The organism is Legionella busanensis (genome assembly GCF_900461525.1).
GTDB classification, from domain to species: Bacteria; Pseudomonadota; Gammaproteobacteria; order Legionellales; family Legionellaceae; genus Legionella_C; species Legionella_C busanensis.
In genome coordinates this window covers 536,125-551,339 of record NZ_UGOD01000001.1, presented here as the reverse complement: position 1 = coordinate 551,339, position 15,215 = coordinate 536,125, and the positions used below count along the sequence as shown (strand labels likewise).

The window sequence follows — 15,215 nt, the reverse complement described above, 5'->3', positions numbered from 1 at the left end:
CTATGCTTGGTCTAACTTTGCTAAAAACTTATACCTTCTGGTTCTGTAGTATTTTCATTAGCGAAATCATCAGTCTCTTTCCTTAATTCCTCTATTTCGTTTTTAATTGTTTCTATATATTGTGCTAAATTTTCCTGATTTTTATCTTCACTTTTACTTTGCTTCACAACGATTTCTAGCCCTTCTTTTAGAGCCGCAATAAAAACTTCATTCCTTATTTCACTAGGAGAATTTTCTCTCTCTGGCATAAGTGTTTCATTTTCTATTTCTAATACTTCTATTTCTTTTTCCAACTTCTTCCAATCAGCTACTATTGTGTCTAAATCTCCTTCTGCCTTACTACTAACCTTCTCTCTTAGCGCCTTAATTTTTTCCCTATTCTCCATAACTTTTTCTTTTATTTCTTCAGGTGTTAATTTTTCACTACTACCATTACTGCGACTAAAGAAAGCATGAGAATTGGCTCCTTTAGATACCGATGACAATTGAGAATTATCTGGTAATGATTGTTCGTTTAGCTCCTTTCTTATTTTCTCAAATGATGCTATTTGGCCTGCTAATATTAAGGCGCCTTCAATAGCTTTATAAAATTTATCTAATTGAGTTGGATTTTTTATCCATTGTGACAATTTCTTCTCAAGTACTTTTGCTTTCTTACGAACGTCAGAACTTGAACTGTTAATTCCTCTTTTTACTTTTGCTAAATCGTCATTAATATCAACCATTAAAGAATCTGACTGCAGTTTATTCTTTTCAAGAATATGCTTAAGATCTGTAATAGATCTCATATAAATTTGAATTTTACTTCTTTTTACTTTAAGAAATGCTAATTCAACATTTTTGTCTGGAGACTGAATTAGCCGTTTAATTTCTTCATTTATTGCATCTCGCTCTAAACATATCTAATTATATAATCCTTGCTGCTCCTCAAAATCAGCTGCTTGAGAAAGCTTTAAGTTGAGATTCATTTTTATATTTCCCCACCTGGCGGGCTCAGTCGCATTTATTTTTTGAATAATTTTACTTAAAAGAGCAGCCTTAGGATCATCATCCTCTTTTAACTTTGTTAATTCTGCTTGTAACCGCTCTACCATTAAGTTTTGGGTTTTAAAATGTAAAGCTCCTCCGCCACTAAGGCTATGACCTAAAACTCCTGCTAACACCGTTAGTTCGTCTAATTCTAAGTTGTAAGGCACCGTGTCTTTCAATATCAATTCTTTTGACTCATCAAAACTTTATTTTCTTGTTTTTAGCTGCTCCATTAGCTTTAAATAGCCCATGGCTTCTTGTAATTTATGAGTAGGTGGTATGTTGCTAGATTTATATTTATGTTTGCGCCAAGCTTCCAAAAGTAAAATAATTTTATTTAATTTATTAAATTCTGCCTGCGCGGCATTCAAATTCATTGTTAAAGTTGCAGTGCATTTTTCTTTTAAGTCCTTACAATTGGATATAAAACTTTTATATCTAAGCTTAAAATCCTCACTAACATCCAGAACTCTTGCAGCCATAATAAATTTATTATAACTATAACTTTACTGATTTAATTATAGACAATATGATTTTATTTTCCGCATAAAAGGCTTGCTCTCACTCTAAAGAATAAATTTAACTATTTTCGCAGAACCCTAGACGCAATACAGCCAATCAATTATAAATAGGCTACACAACTTATAACTGAACCTATTATGCTGCGTTATGCTTAATCAAACCTACATTTGCTAATCTAATTATTATTAGAAACCTAAATAGGGAGTGGTAATTTCTCTTAATAAGGCGTATCTGTATAGCCCCAAATAAGAGCAATGATTCTTTGCATGGAAAAAAGGACATTAATGAAATAATTGATTTATAAAAAAATTTCTTAATATTCCGTTAATATTTCTGATTTATATTTCCAACTTTATAAATTTATCTCGTTTATTATGTTTTATCATCAATATCTAACATACCGCTCTCGCTGGCAAAAGATCATTAAAAAATATGAGCAGAAAATAAGCGTAGAAAATGCAACAGTTACTATTCAAGACCTCGTTGCTTACCCCTTAAATAAAAAAGAATCCTTTGGTGAGTCAAAAAATAGTAAAAATCCATATAGAAATTTAGACTCACTGCCACGTTTAATAGATCACATAAGTAATTTCTTTCAAATGGCTAACCTCTATCATGAACATGCTTATTGTGAATTTTTACCAAAAATCGGCTATCAACTGAAACAAGATTGTCTTAATAAAATTACTCGATTTTCATTACCTGAATTTTCTTTATATAGCCAAAATCCACTAACCTTAGCCCAATTTACCTCGATTCTAGAAGAAATTGAAGCCTTAGCTTATAGTATTCATGAGAATGTTCATCTTTTATTAAGCTCTTTTTCTGTTATTAGTAACCAGGGGGAAAACTTAAATGTTGTTTTATATGTTCAAGGTGGCCAACCTCCTAAAATAGATACGATTGTTAAAGGATTTGCATCTAAAATTGACATTACCTATCCAAATGCAACTAATTTTTCTCAACAAAAAAACATTGATTTTGATACTGCACAAAGAAAATCTGTTAGCGCCTATACAGGTGGTGAGAACGTCAGTGAAGGCCTTATTTCTAATAATAGTATTCTTGAAATTGAAACTCGAGGAGGCGCTCGATTTATTCAAGCAATTGATATTTGCTTAGATCATGCCTATTTGCATTCTAAGAAATTACTATTAGCTCAATTAAATCGAACTATAGATTATACCCATAGTATGCCTGAACAAGCTGATCATATACTTACTTCAAACTCTATTGATCCAGAAAGAGCTGCAAAAATTAGCCCATCTATCTTTCATATTGATCCAGATCCAACGACATTTGATAAAGACAATAGAGAAAGATTAATTAATGAAGATAATTTTTTAAAGCCAGCTACTATTGAACCAATAAGTCATTATCCTAAGATGCAAATATTAAATAAAGATAATGGTATTCATGTTATCAACCCACCTTTTGGCTCTGACTATCGGGTAGTCGCGTATCAAGAAAGAAAATTAGGAGGATTTGCCAAGGATCTGGACAATAAAATTAAAGCACTTAATAAACATATTAGAGCTAAGCAAATATATAATCTATTACCGCCCTATGGCTCATTACAAGAATTTCTTTCTATCGAAAACAATAGGCAAAAGGTTTCTAATGCGACATCCATGTTATTAAATACTTTAACTAAAAAATGTAAACCCAATCTTTTTGAATACTTTTTTAAAACTAACAATTTTTATATAAAAAAAGAAGTCAAAGCAATTTTAGATGATTCGGCAATTACGTTGCGAGACTTAAAAATACAAAATGCAGAAACTTTGGTTAATACACATATCTGGTCTAAAGATGTTAAATTTAAACTTAGTCTAATCAACAACGGCTTTCCTAACTCTTTTATTAAAGAGATAACAAATGCTATTGACACTTTACAAAAAGACTTTGCATTACCACCAGAATGGGCAAACGAATTAACCTTCTAGTACTTATGTTAGTTAATATATATTAGGCTTGTATAGATATAGTTGGTAACGTAAATAAACAAGCTTCATCTTTTTTCTCTTCAAGCGGATTTTTAATTAACCATTCTTTTCTTAATTCGTCTTCTCGCTTAGTAATAGCTTGACTAAAAAAGATAGGTTTATTTTTACTATATCGCCTTGCCATAATGGCTAGGCCCAAACCTGCAAACAAAATACCAACGATCATTAACGCATCAGCCAAAAGGCGTCTTGTACTATGCCGTGGTTGAAATAGGCTATGTGCTTTATCGGTTATTGCTTGTACTTGTTGTGGGATAGATAGCGATGATAAGCGAATATTTAATGCTTCCTTATAAAATTCTTTAACTGATTGATTATATTCCTTACCAAAAATCTTATCATTTTCTGGTTTATATTTAGTTTGATAAAAGGTTTTAAGTACTAATAAGTCATGTGCTATTTCTGCAGTAAAGGCCTCTTTTTCAGAAAGTTTGATAGCTTGCCAAAATATTGAATCACTAAATATAGTTTCGTTACAAGCAGGATAAAGGTGAGCTAGCTGCAAAACTATATTTATTTTTCCAATAGGTTCATGGCCTGTTATTACTTTATTTTCTAAAAGCTCTTTATGGTAAGCACGGGTAATCTGTATTGCGTAAAATCCAGCTTGATATTTTGTTTTAATAGCAGAAGGTAACTCTGCAAAAAATTTTTTAAGATGTAAAAACATAGCATAGCTTTCAGCAACTGTTGTTTGCTTATTAAATTCAGCGAAGCATTGCATATAATTGCTTTCTTTTATCTCATCTTCTACTTGCTTTTGATAATTTTGCTGCTTAATTTGATAAGTTTCTTGTAATCTAATCGGTAATTCATTAAATACTCTGGTTAAATCGCTATAAGTCGTAACCCTATCTTTGACTAAATTTGCTTTAAGAAAACGTTCTTCTGTATTTAAATAGAGTTGCCAACTGTTTAATAATTCCTTTCTTTGATTAAAAGCATCCGATATTTCTTCATCTTTTTGCAAAAAGTCAGGTAACTCCTCATAGCCTAAAGTCAAAAGTTCAAACACAACCTCTGTTTTATCAAGCTTCTCTGCTTTATCAAAATTATTTTTTTGGAGCTGGAATTCTAAAAAAGCTTGACGCCATTGCCTTAATGATTTCATTTTACCTTGCGGATTATCTACTCTATCGCTAAAATTACCTTCTACATAAGCGCTTTCTATTTTCTGCCATACATCATCCCTTTTAATAAGTCGCCCTACTAAATTACTTGGTTTAGTCGCATTTAATTCTTCTAAACAAATAGTAACTAGTTGATCGCCATTCATTAAGCTAAGCTCTTTATCCGAAATAGGATAAAAGAATGAGCTTTCAAATCTAGGTTGATTATCTGGATTGAGCTTAATCGAGGAACCTTCTAATTGTTCATTTAACATCATGCTAGCTTGTGCAAACTGCCCTAAAGCGCGTTTTAAAGGTAAAAATTTCTCTTTTATTAATTCTGGGTTATTTAAATTTTTATCCTTTAAGCCTTGAGTTTTTTTCAACACATTTAGATATGTAATAACGTCATAGCCTCTATTTAAAACCGTTTCAATAAATAACCAAAGAGAATCCGGGTTTTCTTTTTTATACTCTACAATAGGTATTTGGTAAGGTGCAAAGCGACTGGTTGCTGCACTTTCTAAATTTAAGCTAAAGAGTCGGCTTAAAATCGTACTTTCCCGATATTGGGCAACAAAAGCGTTCCCTAACATTGCTTGGGCTTCGCCTTTATAATAGCGAGCGAAGATATTTATATTGCTATGAGGTTCATGTTGCCAAAGATTAAAAATCTCTGCTTGATGAGATAATAAGTCAATGTAAAGATTAAATTTTCCAGCCAAGTCGGTTAAATTAAGTTTAGTCAAATCTAGTGGTTTGTTTTCATTGAATAGACTTAACCAAAAAGTTAACTGATCAGGAAAAGGTATATTTGGTTCGGTAGTTAATACTGTAGAGGTTATTGGAGCTGAAGTAAGAATCACACTTTGATAAACTGACTGCTGACTTAAATCCTCTTTGTTTGCAGATATTCTTTCCTTTATTCCAGCAATCATATCAAGTCGTGAGTCTAATATACCACTAAAAATCTCGGCAACATCTTTATATTCATCTGAATGACCAAAGTTAATTTGGGCAAAATCAGGAATAGCAAGATAACTAGCTAATTCATCTTTGGTGCTTTGACTAAGCAAATCAGCAGGTATTTTACTAAAAGCACTATTAACAATGTCTTTTAATATATTATCAGAAGCAGTTAATCTAGATTGGAGGTCACTCGCTTTATCAGCAATGGCAGAAAATAAACCAACAACATTTTTATAATTGGCAATATATCCCTTAGTAAACCACTTAAAGTTAAATAAACCCTGATATTCATAAGGATTAAGAATATCTTTATTATTTTCTGGGTGCGCAAAATATCTAAAGGCAGCACCCCAATCAATGCGACCAAATTGTTTAACAAAAGGTATATCCTTTTCTTCCTTATCTAAACTTTCGTTGCCATTTTGACGTGAAGGCGGCTTTAAAATAACCACATTACCACTATGAACACTGTAATCACCTAATAAAAGTGAAAACATTAAAGAAATAGATAAACCAAAATACTGTCCTTGTTGGGTTAAAGCTGGGTAATAACTAGGGCCTGCAAGCATTTCAGTAAGAGGATCTCTATCAGAACCCTTACGATCTCCTGTGCCAATAATTTTATATAATTCAGTAAAAGCGATTTTTGGCTGGATAAGTCCATAACTACCATCGGCGAACTTGATGAGATCTGCACAAATTAATGATGAGAAATAAGTTTCATCAATCAAGCCGCGACTCATAAATTCTTTTAGCAAAAGACCTGCGAATAATTCGGTGAATAATTCTTTTTGATCTTTAGGTTTTTTTATAAAAAATTCTCGACCCTGACTATCTTTGTAAAAACCATCTACATCTGATTTATTTTTACCGCCTTTCTTATTATCAATTTTTATTAATTCATGTTCTTTATAAAATAGCATTGCAAAAAGCCATAAGACAAAAAGTGCCCTATTCTAATAGCAACCCAATAGATTGTTAAGTAAATTTACTATTTGGAAAAAAATTAAAACCATTTAATTACGGGTAAATTATTTTCTAGTGACTTAACTCCTAGTATTAGGTATGTAGTTTGAATGTTGAATTTTTAGCTCGCAAAAATCATCAGTATTTAGAAAATAATAAAGACCTAACCCAACCTCTAATAAGAAGAGTATTAAAGCAAAAATAACAATAAGTGAGACCCAAAGCTGAGTTGATTTCTTATCTCTTTCAACTATTTTATCAGATACTAGTTGATTGTCTGAAGTAAGCCTAGCACTTAAAATTTTGGCCAGAGATAACGTTAATGCATTTAATAAGTGCTGAAATGGTTTCGATTTTAGTACTTGAATGGATAAACGTAATAATTTAACGGGTGTATCTGCTTCTACTGTTAAAGAGCATGGCTGATCTTTAATTAAACGCATCTCGCCTAAAGACTCGCCGGAGCTTAAAGTAGTAATTAAACTCCTCTTCTTTCCTGCGCTGCTTTTTTTGTAAAGATTAACTTGGCCTAAAATAATTACATAGATATCATCACTATATTCACCTTCTATAAGAAGAGTTTGCCCAGTATTGAAAGTAACTACATGAGATATATTAATTAATTCTTCAAAATCAGCCTCAGTCAATGTTTGAAGTAATGGGCTATTCTTTAATAAAGAGCGCTCTTTTGAAGTTAACTCACTCATAATTATTTCCATATTTTATTATTCAATTTAATTATAGGTGAGATTAATATTAAGAATAGTGATATTTAATTTCATATTGAATACAACTAGATTAGATTTAAGCTAGTAAACACTAGGTTGGAAATTTTCTTATTTTCTTTTTAAAAGTTCTTTCTTAACTACTTTTCGTGACTTGTCTATGTAAACTAGCAAAACTCTGGGATCTCGCGGGCAAGCCCCGGGACGTAAGCTTTAAAAAGTCGCCTACTTAATAAACTTTGGTTTTTATTCTGAATTGTGCCTTTTAAATTTTACCTACGTTCCGCGGCTCGTCCGGTATTATTGCGTGAATTATAAATGACTTTCCAACGTAGGCGGGAATTCATGGTGAAATTAGCCTCAGTACTCATTAAGGGATAAATCCCCGCCTGCGCGGGGATCACACAGAATTTATGAGAATGATATAAAACAAACTAGATAGCTTAAGCTCTTCTATGTTTGAATCAACTTAAGATAAGCCAATAGATTTTGGTGAACAAATATAAGCATTACCAAGGTTTGTTACGTTGGTTTGTTGTGAGTTACCACTCATATAACCATTGCTTTGTGCGCCAAATCCACTCATCGATCCTGTAACCCCAGCCCGATTAGTTATTAACTGAATATAATTTGCTCCTAGCCGCACTGCTTTATTTTTAAGGTCATTCATAGCACCTTCTTCTAAGTTACGATTGGACGTAAAACCTCCTGTAAAGAAATTACCTTGGTTTCCTACCACTTGTCCTACATACTTGCACCCTTGTGGAGCAGCCTTTGTTGAAACAATAACACCACGAACTGCCTGTGGTTCAGCTGGAATCGCTGCGCAGCCACCTGCCAATAGTGCAAAGGAAGTTATAACAAGTATTTTTCTCATGCTTATTACCTTAGTTGAAAGGAGTGTAGATGTTAATCGATCAATTTTATGATTGCAACTTAACCAGACTTATCAAATAGAGGGCTAATTTTAACCAGCTATTTTCTCATTTAAAATGAAAGGATTAAGTTTAAATTACTAATTTGCAATTTGGTGAATTCCAGGGAAAATTAGTTTATTTTTAAATTAATATGCTACAATTTCGCCCTTTCTTTTTAGTATAAAACTTAAAATAAACTTTATAGGACTATCTTTAATTGAACTCAATTCAATGGACAGAGGCAAAATGTATTCGCTACTTATTTCCTTTAATCATTAGTATTTCTTTTGCTATGGATGTGTTTGTTCCAGCAATTCCTGTAATGAGCTCTTTTTTTAAAACCAATGATACTATAATGCAGGCTAGCCTTTATGTATTTATGCTAACTGTTGCTTTAGGACAGCTAATTATTGGCACTTTAGCAGACCAGTATGGCCGCCGTCGTATTGCTATTTATGCAGCATTTCTCTATTTTATTGGCTCAATACTTTCAGCTTTATCTCAATCCATTTCTCTCCTTATTTTGGCTCGAGTCATTCAAGCTGCCGGCGCCTGCGGGACTTATTTAATATGCTTTATAATTGTAAGGGATAATTTTTCAACTACAGTTTGTGCACGACTATTTAGTATTTTAGGAGGCATAAATGCAATGATTGCAAGTCTTGCCCCTGTAATAGGTGGCTTTCTAATAGATATTACTCATGATTGGCACAGTAGCTTTTATTTTCTCACTTTAATTGGCTTATTAATGAGTATTACCGCTTTTTATAGAATTCCAAATTATACTTATCCTAGACAAAATACAGCACAATTAAAAATATTTAAAACTATTGTAACTAATCATTATTTTCGTCAATATACTCTTATTGCTTCGGTAAATTTATTAGGTTTATATTTATTTTGTGCTTTATCACCAGGTATCTTAATTAGTCAGTTGCATCTTAGTGCGATTCAATATGGTTTGTGGTTTGGATTAAATGCCTTAACAGTTTTTTTCATTAATATTATTACTGCAGGCCTGACATATTATTATTCATTGGAAAAAATAGTACGCTTTGGCTTAATTTGTATTATCTTCTCTTGTATCTTGATGATATTTCTAAATTATTATCACACGAGTGTTTTACGCTTTATGTTGCCTATGCTTTTTTTAACCTCAGGTATTGGCCTTAGCATGGGTACAGCAACTGCACTTGCTTTACAAGATTTAAAACAACAAGCAGGCTCTGCCACCGCTTTAATTGGCGCTTGCCAATTTGGTTTGGCTGGCTTTATAGGTATTTTAACTGCGCAATGGGAACCAAGACCATTAATTCTTGCTTTTCCTGTGCTTTGTATAAGTATTTTAGCATTAGTGAGAACAAGAAAAATCCGTATAAAAGTTTTACTTAACCCTTAATCTTTTCTGTACGGTACTTAAATAAGTTGCTGATTATGCAATTAATAAAAATTATACTTCAATCATAACTAGCGCTTTGTTTATGACAACGATAAACAATATTATGCGTACTAACTTCTATAATTTCAGCCTCTGCTCCGGACTTTTCTGACTCACAATGAACACTTAATGAGGCAATTAAATGATCAAGATCATCGCCATCTGTTTTAAAAACGATTTTATCCTCTACTTTGATTATAGCCTCGTAGATAGAGGCTTTTCCGGTAATCATAAAATTACTTAATTTAACGTTCTCATATTAATTATAGCAAATAGACAATGCTCTATTTATTTAGATAAGCTTAATAAATTTTCTTAACGAGTAGGTATTATGGCCATTGATGACCCATTAATAAAAAATATAAAACCATATAAACAAATTGAGCTTAATTGTGAGCAAAATCTCCAATTTTTTCTTAATAAACATAGTACTAAAGAAGGAACTTGGGGAGTATTGCAATTACATACTGGCGCGATTGATTTTGTCTTTTTAGATGGGCAGGCGAATGAAATTGTACGATATGAATTAAATGATCAAAATTCAAGCCTAATTATACCTCCTGCCGCCTGGCATAAAATCATTTTGAAAAGTTCTGATTTTAAAGCAACTTTAAAATTTGCTTGTCAACCACATCGGTATTTTGAAAAAAAATATGGACTTTCATCTATCCATTCCGATCTTTGGCAAATCTATCAAACTTATCTTAAACAACAAGAGAAAATGTCAATTTTAGACATTGGCTGTGGTTTAGGTCGTAATCCATTGGTGCTTGCTTTGTTGGGACATAAGATTACCGCAGTTGATATTAATGCGAACGCTATTCAGAAAATCAACGAAATTACTACTGAAGAAAAATTGAATATAAACACACAAGTACATGACCTAAATCAACAGCTGCCTTTTTCGGAAGAGCAGTTTGACTTTATTTACTCAACAGTTACATTCCAATTCTTAAATCCTACAAGAATTCATCACTTAATAACTGAATTACAAAAACTGACCATGCAAAATGGCTTACATTTTTTAGTTTTTCCTATTAAAGCTGAACCTTTCTCCTACCCAGAAAACTTTACTTATTTAGCTAATCAGCATGAGCTCTATCACTTTTACCAAGATGCAGGCTGGTCTATCATAGAATACAACGAAAAACCGGGACAGCTACATAAATTAGATAATACTGGTAAACCTATACAAGGTTTATTTGGTTTGTTATTAGCACAAAAAAAACTATAAATTTCCTTTATTATGGAGAAACCATCTTCTTTAAATCAGACTTTAAAATAAAATCTTTAAATAATTGATGTATATAAAGTGTGCTTTTATCTTTATGATAAATTAAATAGTATTGATTATCCGTATTAAGCCATTCAGGTAACACCTTAACCAGCGTCTTATTTTTTAACGAATTGCAACAAACATAATAAGGTAAAAAGGCAATACCTTGAGAGCGACAGGCCATTTGATGTAAAAAAATAAGCGAATTACTTTCTATACCAAAATTTTTAATATTAAATCTAACTAAATTTTCATTATTTTTTAATGGCCAATTAGATAGCGAACTATGTTTTAACAATTTATGATTCATTAAATCATTCGGGTTGTTAATAGGCTCACTATTGGCTAAATAACTAGGGGAAGCTACAAGGCAACGAGGTACCTTACCTATATAGCGCGATACAAGTGTAGAATCTGTTAATTTTCCTGTTCTAAAAGCAAAGTCGATTCCATCGCGCGTCAAATCCATCAATTGATCAGTGATAATCAATCGGATTTTTATCTGAGGATAATGAAAATTAAACTCACTTAAAAGGTTTGGTAATAATTCTACGCCAGTAATTTCAGGACAGGTAATAACTAATTCGCCCGAAGGTGATTTTGCATATTCTCGTAAATGATTTTCTGCCACGCTAACTTCTTGCAACATCATTTGACAATGCTTAAATAATATCTCCCCTCCTCTCGTAAGACTTAAAGAACGGGTAGTTCTTTTAAGGAGTTTAATATTTAAATCATTTTCTAGTTGAGAAATTTTTTGACTAACCCAGGCTTTAGAAATACCAGCTTCAACTGCTGCTTTCGTGAAGCTGCGATTTTTTACAACCAATGCAAAAATAGCCAAATCATTTAGATTCAATTGATTGTTTATCATAGTGAACAATGAATTTATATTTTTTAGTCTAATCAAATAATTAACTACTGTATACCATTAACTTCTGATAGACAATAACTACCAGGAGGTAACATGCGTATTCTATTATTCTTAATTAGTTTAATCTTACATAGCTCTCTCTTTGCTAAAGTCATTAATTATCAGACTGCCAGCTTCACTGAAATTGCTGCTTTGTATAATGAGGCTAACATCGACCCTAAAACCACATTATTGGTCTTTGATTTAGATGATACTTTATTAACCATGACACAGCCGTTAGGAAGTGTTGGCTGGTGGGATTGGCAATATAAATTACAAAAAATGAAAGAGGCCCCAGATAAATTATTTACTGCGGACTACCAGCAACTAGTACGGATTCAAAATATTTTATTTCAATTAATTAAAATGCGTGTTACAGATGATGCGGTATTGCCTTTTCTCAAAAACGCTACTAGCCAAGGATCAATTATTATAGGCTTAACAGCACGCGGTAAAGAGCACTTAAGTGCCACTATGCTACAACTGAAAGATAATGACTTTACAATCGGTGATAAACCATTGTTTCAAGAGAAGGGTTTAAAATTTAAAAATAATAAAACTTCTGTAGCCGGTAATGTTCATTGTCCACAATTCACTCATGAGGTTATTTATCAACAAGGGGTTATGTTTTTAGATGGAGAAGACAAGGGACAGGCCCTGCTTTGCGTATTATCCAAAACAAAAAAAGAAATTAAAACAATTTTGTTTGTTGATGATGCAATTAAGAATATCGTCTCTGTGAATAAAGCTTTTTCCGATTCTAAGGGTTTACGAGTTTTAAATATTCATTTTACTAAAGAGAATGTTAAACAGATGGAGATTCAGCAAAACTTAAGCTTACAGACTCAATTGTTTGAACAATGGTATCAGATTAAAAAGAACTTAGATGACGTTATTATTAACTCTAATTTCTAAAAACATCGGATAGTTTTAATTAAAAAAACAGTTAATCATATTGGACTTGCTCGAGGAGCAAGTCCAAGGCATATTTAGTGAATATTAGTTAGGTAGTATTGACGTAATAACTATGAATAAAAGTGGAATTTACTGTCATATCCTGCCAAACTATCACAACACGATATAACCGAGCTTAAATCGTTGTCCCGCACTGAACGACTTTTAGAACTTATCCAATTATTACGCCAACATCAGTATCCAGTTAGTGGGAAATGTCTGGCTGAAAAATTAGATATTAGCTTGCGTACACTCTATCGAGATATTGCTACACTGCAATCCCAAGGTGCTCACATAGAAGGTGAGCCAGGTCTTGGTTATGTATTACGTCCTGGTTTTATATTACCGCCACTTATGTTTTCTGAAGAAGAGATTGAAGCGCTGGTTCTAGGCTCACGCTGGGTAGCACGCCGAGCTGATGATAAACTGAAACTTGCTGCTACTAAAGCACTTACAAAAATTAAAGCGGTCCTTCCAGAGGCACTACGTCATCAGCTAGAATCCTCTGGATTATTTATAGGGCCTGTAAAAACTATTCAAACCAATGATGACTATGAGGCGACTATTCGCCAAGCGATACGCAAAGCGCATAAAATTGAAATCATATATCTTGATTTAAAAGACGAAAAGTCATGCCGGATTATCTGGCCTTTAGCACTTGGTTTTTTTGAAGATACACGCATTATTATTGCTTGGTGTGAGCTAAGAAAAGATTTTCGCCATTTTCGCATGGATAGAATTCAGCAATTAACTTCTTTAGAATCTCGTTTTACTCAAAGGCAAGCACTTGTAAAACAGTGGCGCAAATTACACAAAATTCCAGAACAATAAACCTTTGCACAACTGTCAAAGGCGAGATAGGAAATTGCCATCTATGGTAGTTTAGCGGGCGAGCTAATAACTACTGACAGAAACTGACACTGACTAATCTTAAAATAAGCCTTGATACCAACTATCAAGGAGAATTAAATGCTAGAACCAAATGCAATTGTTATGTATGTTAAAAACCTTCATGAGAGTAACTCTTTTTATCAAGGCTTATTAGGTATATCAGCAGAAGAATCGTCACCTACTTTTAAAATGTTTAAGCTACCCAGTGGACTCATGCTAGGTTTGAAAGACAGTAATGCGCTACAAACAATGGGCGTTAATAGCCCAGGCAATGAATTAGTTTTTACTGTAACAGATAATGTTAAGGTAGACACATTGTTTTCAGAATGGCAACAAAAAGAGATGGCGATTATCCAATCACCTATAGACTTATCTTTTGGTTATACGTTTTTAGCTCAAGATCCCGATGGTAATCGACTTCGTGTAGTCTCTTTAGGAAAAGAACAATGACTATGATAAAACCTAATATGCAATTTGTTGATTCTTTTAAAGTTGTAGGTTTTAGTATAAGAACTAAAAACAGTGATGAATTCATACCAAAAACCGCTAAAATACCTAATCTTTGGCAGCAATTTAATGCAAGTCAGTTAAAAGATATAACGCCTGTTTTTGGTGTTTATTCTGATTATGAGTCAGATGTAGATGGTTCTTATAATATCACTGTGGGCGTTACTAATAAGGATGGTTTTAAATTAAACCATGTGACAATTACAGCTGGTAAATATTTAGTTTTTAAAAATAGCGGTCCTATTCCAGACATTATTGTCAATACGTGGAAACTAATTTGGGATTATTTTGCGAATGAAACTACATACCAACGTAATTATATGACTGACTTTGAACATTATAATGGTTCAGAAGTGGCCATTTATATAGGCATCAATGAATAAAGCCTTTAATATTTTTAAATGTTAATTAACCAACCTAGTTGATTAACATTTAAAAACAAAATTTAAAAGCAGGTAAAACTACTTTTCATATAGTTCGATAGGTAAATTATCTGGATCAAAAATAAAAGTAAATTGTTTATCTGTCATTTCATCTATTCTTATAGGCTCAGCCAAAATTCCTTTTTGCCCTAGCTCTTCAACTACACTCGTTAAATTATCTACCTCAAATGCTAAATGTCTAAGTCCTGTTGCCTCAGGCCGTGATAATCGTTTTGGTGGTGTAGGAAATGAAAAAAGCTCAATCACATATTGACCATTTAGGGCTAAATCTAATTTATAAGATTGCCGCTCTTTCCTAAATGTTTCCTTGATTACCTTTAATCCTAAGATATTCGTATAAAAAGATTTAGAGTGCAGATAATCAGAACAAATGATAGCAATATGATGAATTCCTTTTAACATGAAGCCCTCTTTTAAAAGCTAGATAATAAATTATATTACAATATATTTAAGGAATAATTGAAATAAAAAGGCTATTTACAATGTAAATGGCCTTTATTCAAAATTTAACTATTTAAAAGCGTCTCTTTTAAAAACTGATGCATTTTAG

General features: G+C 32.4%; 16 protein-coding genes. 7 read left to right on the top strand and 9 right to left on the bottom strand.

The window, feature by feature from the left end:
• Positions 1–20 precede the first annotated feature (20 nt).
• From DYH30_RS02525 to DYH30_RS02515, 3 genes are all read right to left on the bottom strand, one after another.
• Positions 21–788 (bottom strand): hypothetical protein, encoded by a 768-nt coding sequence (locus DYH30_RS02525; RefSeq protein ID WP_115330145.1) that lies wholly within the window; start codon positions 786–788, stop codon positions 21–23.
• A gap of 114 nt (positions 789–902) precedes the next feature.
• On the bottom strand, positions 903–1,208 hold the full coding sequence (locus DYH30_RS02520; protein WP_115330144.1) for a hypothetical protein: 306 nt from the start codon (positions 1,206–1,208) through the stop codon (positions 903–905).
• A gap of 27 nt (positions 1,209–1,235) precedes the next feature.
• Positions 1,236–1,511: a hypothetical protein gene (locus DYH30_RS02515; protein ID WP_115330143.1), complete on the bottom strand. Its 276-nt coding sequence runs from the start codon at positions 1,509–1,511 to the stop codon at positions 1,236–1,238.
• A gap of 414 nt (positions 1,512–1,925) precedes the next feature.
• Between DYH30_RS02515 and DYH30_RS02510 the strand changes: the two genes are divergently transcribed.
• Complete coding sequence (locus DYH30_RS02510; protein ID WP_115330142.1) at positions 1,926–3,497, top strand: hypothetical protein; 1,572 nt, start codon at positions 1,926–1,928, stop codon at positions 3,495–3,497.
• 22 nt (positions 3,498–3,519) lie between these two features.
• Here DYH30_RS02510 and DYH30_RS02505 read toward each other — a convergent pair whose 3' ends face one another.
• The 3 genes from DYH30_RS02505 to DYH30_RS02495 all read right to left on the bottom strand — a co-directional run bounded on the left by DYH30_RS02505 (position 3,520) and on the right by DYH30_RS02495 (position 8,203).
• Complete coding sequence (locus DYH30_RS02505) at positions 3,520–6,558, bottom strand: LepB GTPase-activating domain-containing protein (RefSeq protein ID WP_115330141.1); 3,039 nt, start codon at positions 6,556–6,558, stop codon at positions 3,520–3,522.
• Between the two features lie 123 nt (positions 6,559–6,681).
• Positions 6,682–7,308: a cyclic nucleotide-binding domain-containing protein gene (locus DYH30_RS02500; RefSeq protein WP_160116141.1), complete on the bottom strand. Its 627-nt coding sequence runs from the start codon at positions 7,306–7,308 to the stop codon at positions 6,682–6,684.
• A gap of 487 nt (positions 7,309–7,795) precedes the next feature.
• A complete protein-coding gene (locus DYH30_RS02495; RefSeq protein ID WP_115330139.1) occupies positions 7,796–8,203 on the bottom strand; it encodes a DUF4156 domain-containing protein in 408 nt (135 codons plus the stop codon).
• Positions 8,204–8,460: 257 nt separating this feature from the next.
• Between DYH30_RS02495 and DYH30_RS02490 the strand changes: the two genes are divergently transcribed.
• Positions 8,461–9,642 (top strand): multidrug effflux MFS transporter, encoded by a 1,182-nt coding sequence (locus DYH30_RS02490; protein ID WP_115330138.1) that lies wholly within the window; start codon positions 8,461–8,463, stop codon positions 9,640–9,642.
• 58 nt (positions 9,643–9,700) lie between these two features.
• On the opposite strand, the gene DYH30_RS02485 is transcribed toward DYH30_RS02490, so the two are convergent.
• Positions 9,701–9,913, bottom strand: a complete 213-nt coding sequence (locus DYH30_RS02485; protein ID WP_115330137.1) for a hypothetical protein — start codon at positions 9,911–9,913, stop codon at positions 9,701–9,703.
• 99 nt (positions 9,914–10,012) lie between these two features.
• Here DYH30_RS02485 and tehB point away from each other — a divergent pair, with 99 nt between their 5' ends.
• Complete coding sequence (gene tehB / locus DYH30_RS02480) at positions 10,013–10,915, top strand: SAM-dependent methyltransferase TehB (RefSeq protein ID WP_115330136.1); 903 nt, start codon at positions 10,013–10,015, stop codon at positions 10,913–10,915.
• Positions 10,916–10,925: 10 nt separating this feature from the next.
• On the opposite strand, the gene DYH30_RS02475 is transcribed toward tehB, so the two are convergent.
• Complete coding sequence (locus DYH30_RS02475; protein WP_115330135.1) at positions 10,926–11,831, bottom strand: LysR family transcriptional regulator; 906 nt, start codon at positions 11,829–11,831, stop codon at positions 10,926–10,928.
• A gap of 93 nt (positions 11,832–11,924) precedes the next feature.
• Between DYH30_RS02475 and DYH30_RS02470 the strand changes: the two genes are divergently transcribed.
• The 4 genes from DYH30_RS02470 (at position 11,925) to DYH30_RS02455 (ending at position 14,605) form a co-directional block, all read left to right on the top strand.
• Complete coding sequence (locus tag DYH30_RS02470; protein WP_115330134.1) at positions 11,925–12,785, top strand: DUF2608 domain-containing protein; 861 nt, start codon at positions 11,925–11,927, stop codon at positions 12,783–12,785.
• A gap of 183 nt (positions 12,786–12,968) precedes the next feature.
• On the top strand, positions 12,969–13,655 hold the full coding sequence (locus DYH30_RS02465) for a helix-turn-helix transcriptional regulator (protein ID WP_115330133.1): 687 nt from the start codon (positions 12,969–12,971) through the stop codon (positions 13,653–13,655).
• A 138-nt stretch (positions 13,656–13,793) separates the two neighbouring features.
• Positions 13,794–14,165 (top strand): VOC family protein, encoded by a 372-nt coding sequence (locus tag DYH30_RS02460; RefSeq protein ID WP_115330132.1) that lies wholly within the window; start codon positions 13,794–13,796, stop codon positions 14,163–14,165.
• Complete coding sequence (locus DYH30_RS02455) at positions 14,162–14,605, top strand: GyrI-like domain-containing protein (RefSeq protein ID WP_115330131.1); 444 nt, start codon at positions 14,162–14,164, stop codon at positions 14,603–14,605. Before DYH30_RS02460 ends, DYH30_RS02455 begins: the two co-directional genes overlap by 4 nt.
• Before the next feature lie 78 nt (positions 14,606–14,683).
• Here DYH30_RS02455 and gloA2 read toward each other — a convergent pair whose 3' ends face one another.
• Positions 14,684–15,067 carry an SMU1112c/YaeR family gloxylase I-like metalloprotein gene (gene gloA2, locus DYH30_RS02450; protein WP_115330130.1) on the bottom strand — a complete coding sequence of 128 codons (384 nt, stop codon included), beginning with the start codon at positions 15,065–15,067 and terminating at the stop codon, positions 14,684–14,686.
• Positions 15,068–15,215 lie beyond the last annotated feature (148 nt).

Bases quoted from the DNA above. Each gene is read 5' to 3' on its own strand.
- DYH30_RS02495 (WP_115330139.1), bottom strand. From the start codon at position 8,203: ATGAGAAAAATACTTGTTATAACTTCCTTTGCACTATTGGCAGGTGGC.
- DYH30_RS02500 (WP_160116141.1), bottom strand. From the start codon at position 7,308: ATGAGTGAGTTAACTTCAAAAGAGCGCTCTTTATTAAAGAATAGCCCA.
- DYH30_RS02525 (WP_115330145.1), bottom strand. From the start codon at position 788: ATGAGATCTATTACAGATCTTAAGCATATTCTTGAAAAGAATAAACTG.
- DYH30_RS02460 (WP_115330132.1), top strand. From the start codon at position 13,794: ATGCTAGAACCAAATGCAATTGTTATGTATGTTAAAAACCTTCATGAG.
- DYH30_RS02470 (WP_115330134.1), top strand. From the start codon at position 11,925: ATGCGTATTCTATTATTCTTAATTAGTTTAATCTTACATAGCTCTCTC.
- DYH30_RS02475 (WP_115330135.1), bottom strand. From the start codon at position 11,831: ATGATAAACAATCAATTGAATCTAAATGATTTGGCTATTTTTGCATTG.
- DYH30_RS02515 (WP_115330143.1), bottom strand. From the start codon at position 1,511: ATGGCTGCAAGAGTTCTGGATGTTAGTGAGGATTTTAAGCTTAGATAT.
- DYH30_RS02485 (WP_115330137.1), bottom strand. From the start codon at position 9,913: ATGATTACCGGAAAAGCCTCTATCTACGAGGCTATAATCAAAGTAGAG.
- DYH30_RS02510 (WP_115330142.1), top strand. From the start codon at position 1,926: ATGTTTTATCATCAATATCTAACATACCGCTCTCGCTGGCAAAAGATC.
- DYH30_RS02455 (WP_115330131.1), top strand. From the start codon at position 14,162: ATGACTATGATAAAACCTAATATGCAATTTGTTGATTCTTTTAAAGTT.
- tehB (WP_115330136.1), top strand. From the start codon at position 10,013: ATGGCCATTGATGACCCATTAATAAAAAATATAAAACCATATAAACAA.
- gloA2 (WP_115330130.1), bottom strand. From the start codon at position 15,067: ATGTTAAAAGGAATTCATCATATTGCTATCATTTGTTCTGATTATCTG.
- DYH30_RS02505 (WP_115330141.1), bottom strand. From the start codon at position 6,558: ATGCTATTTTATAAAGAACATGAATTAATAAAAATTGATAATAAGAAA.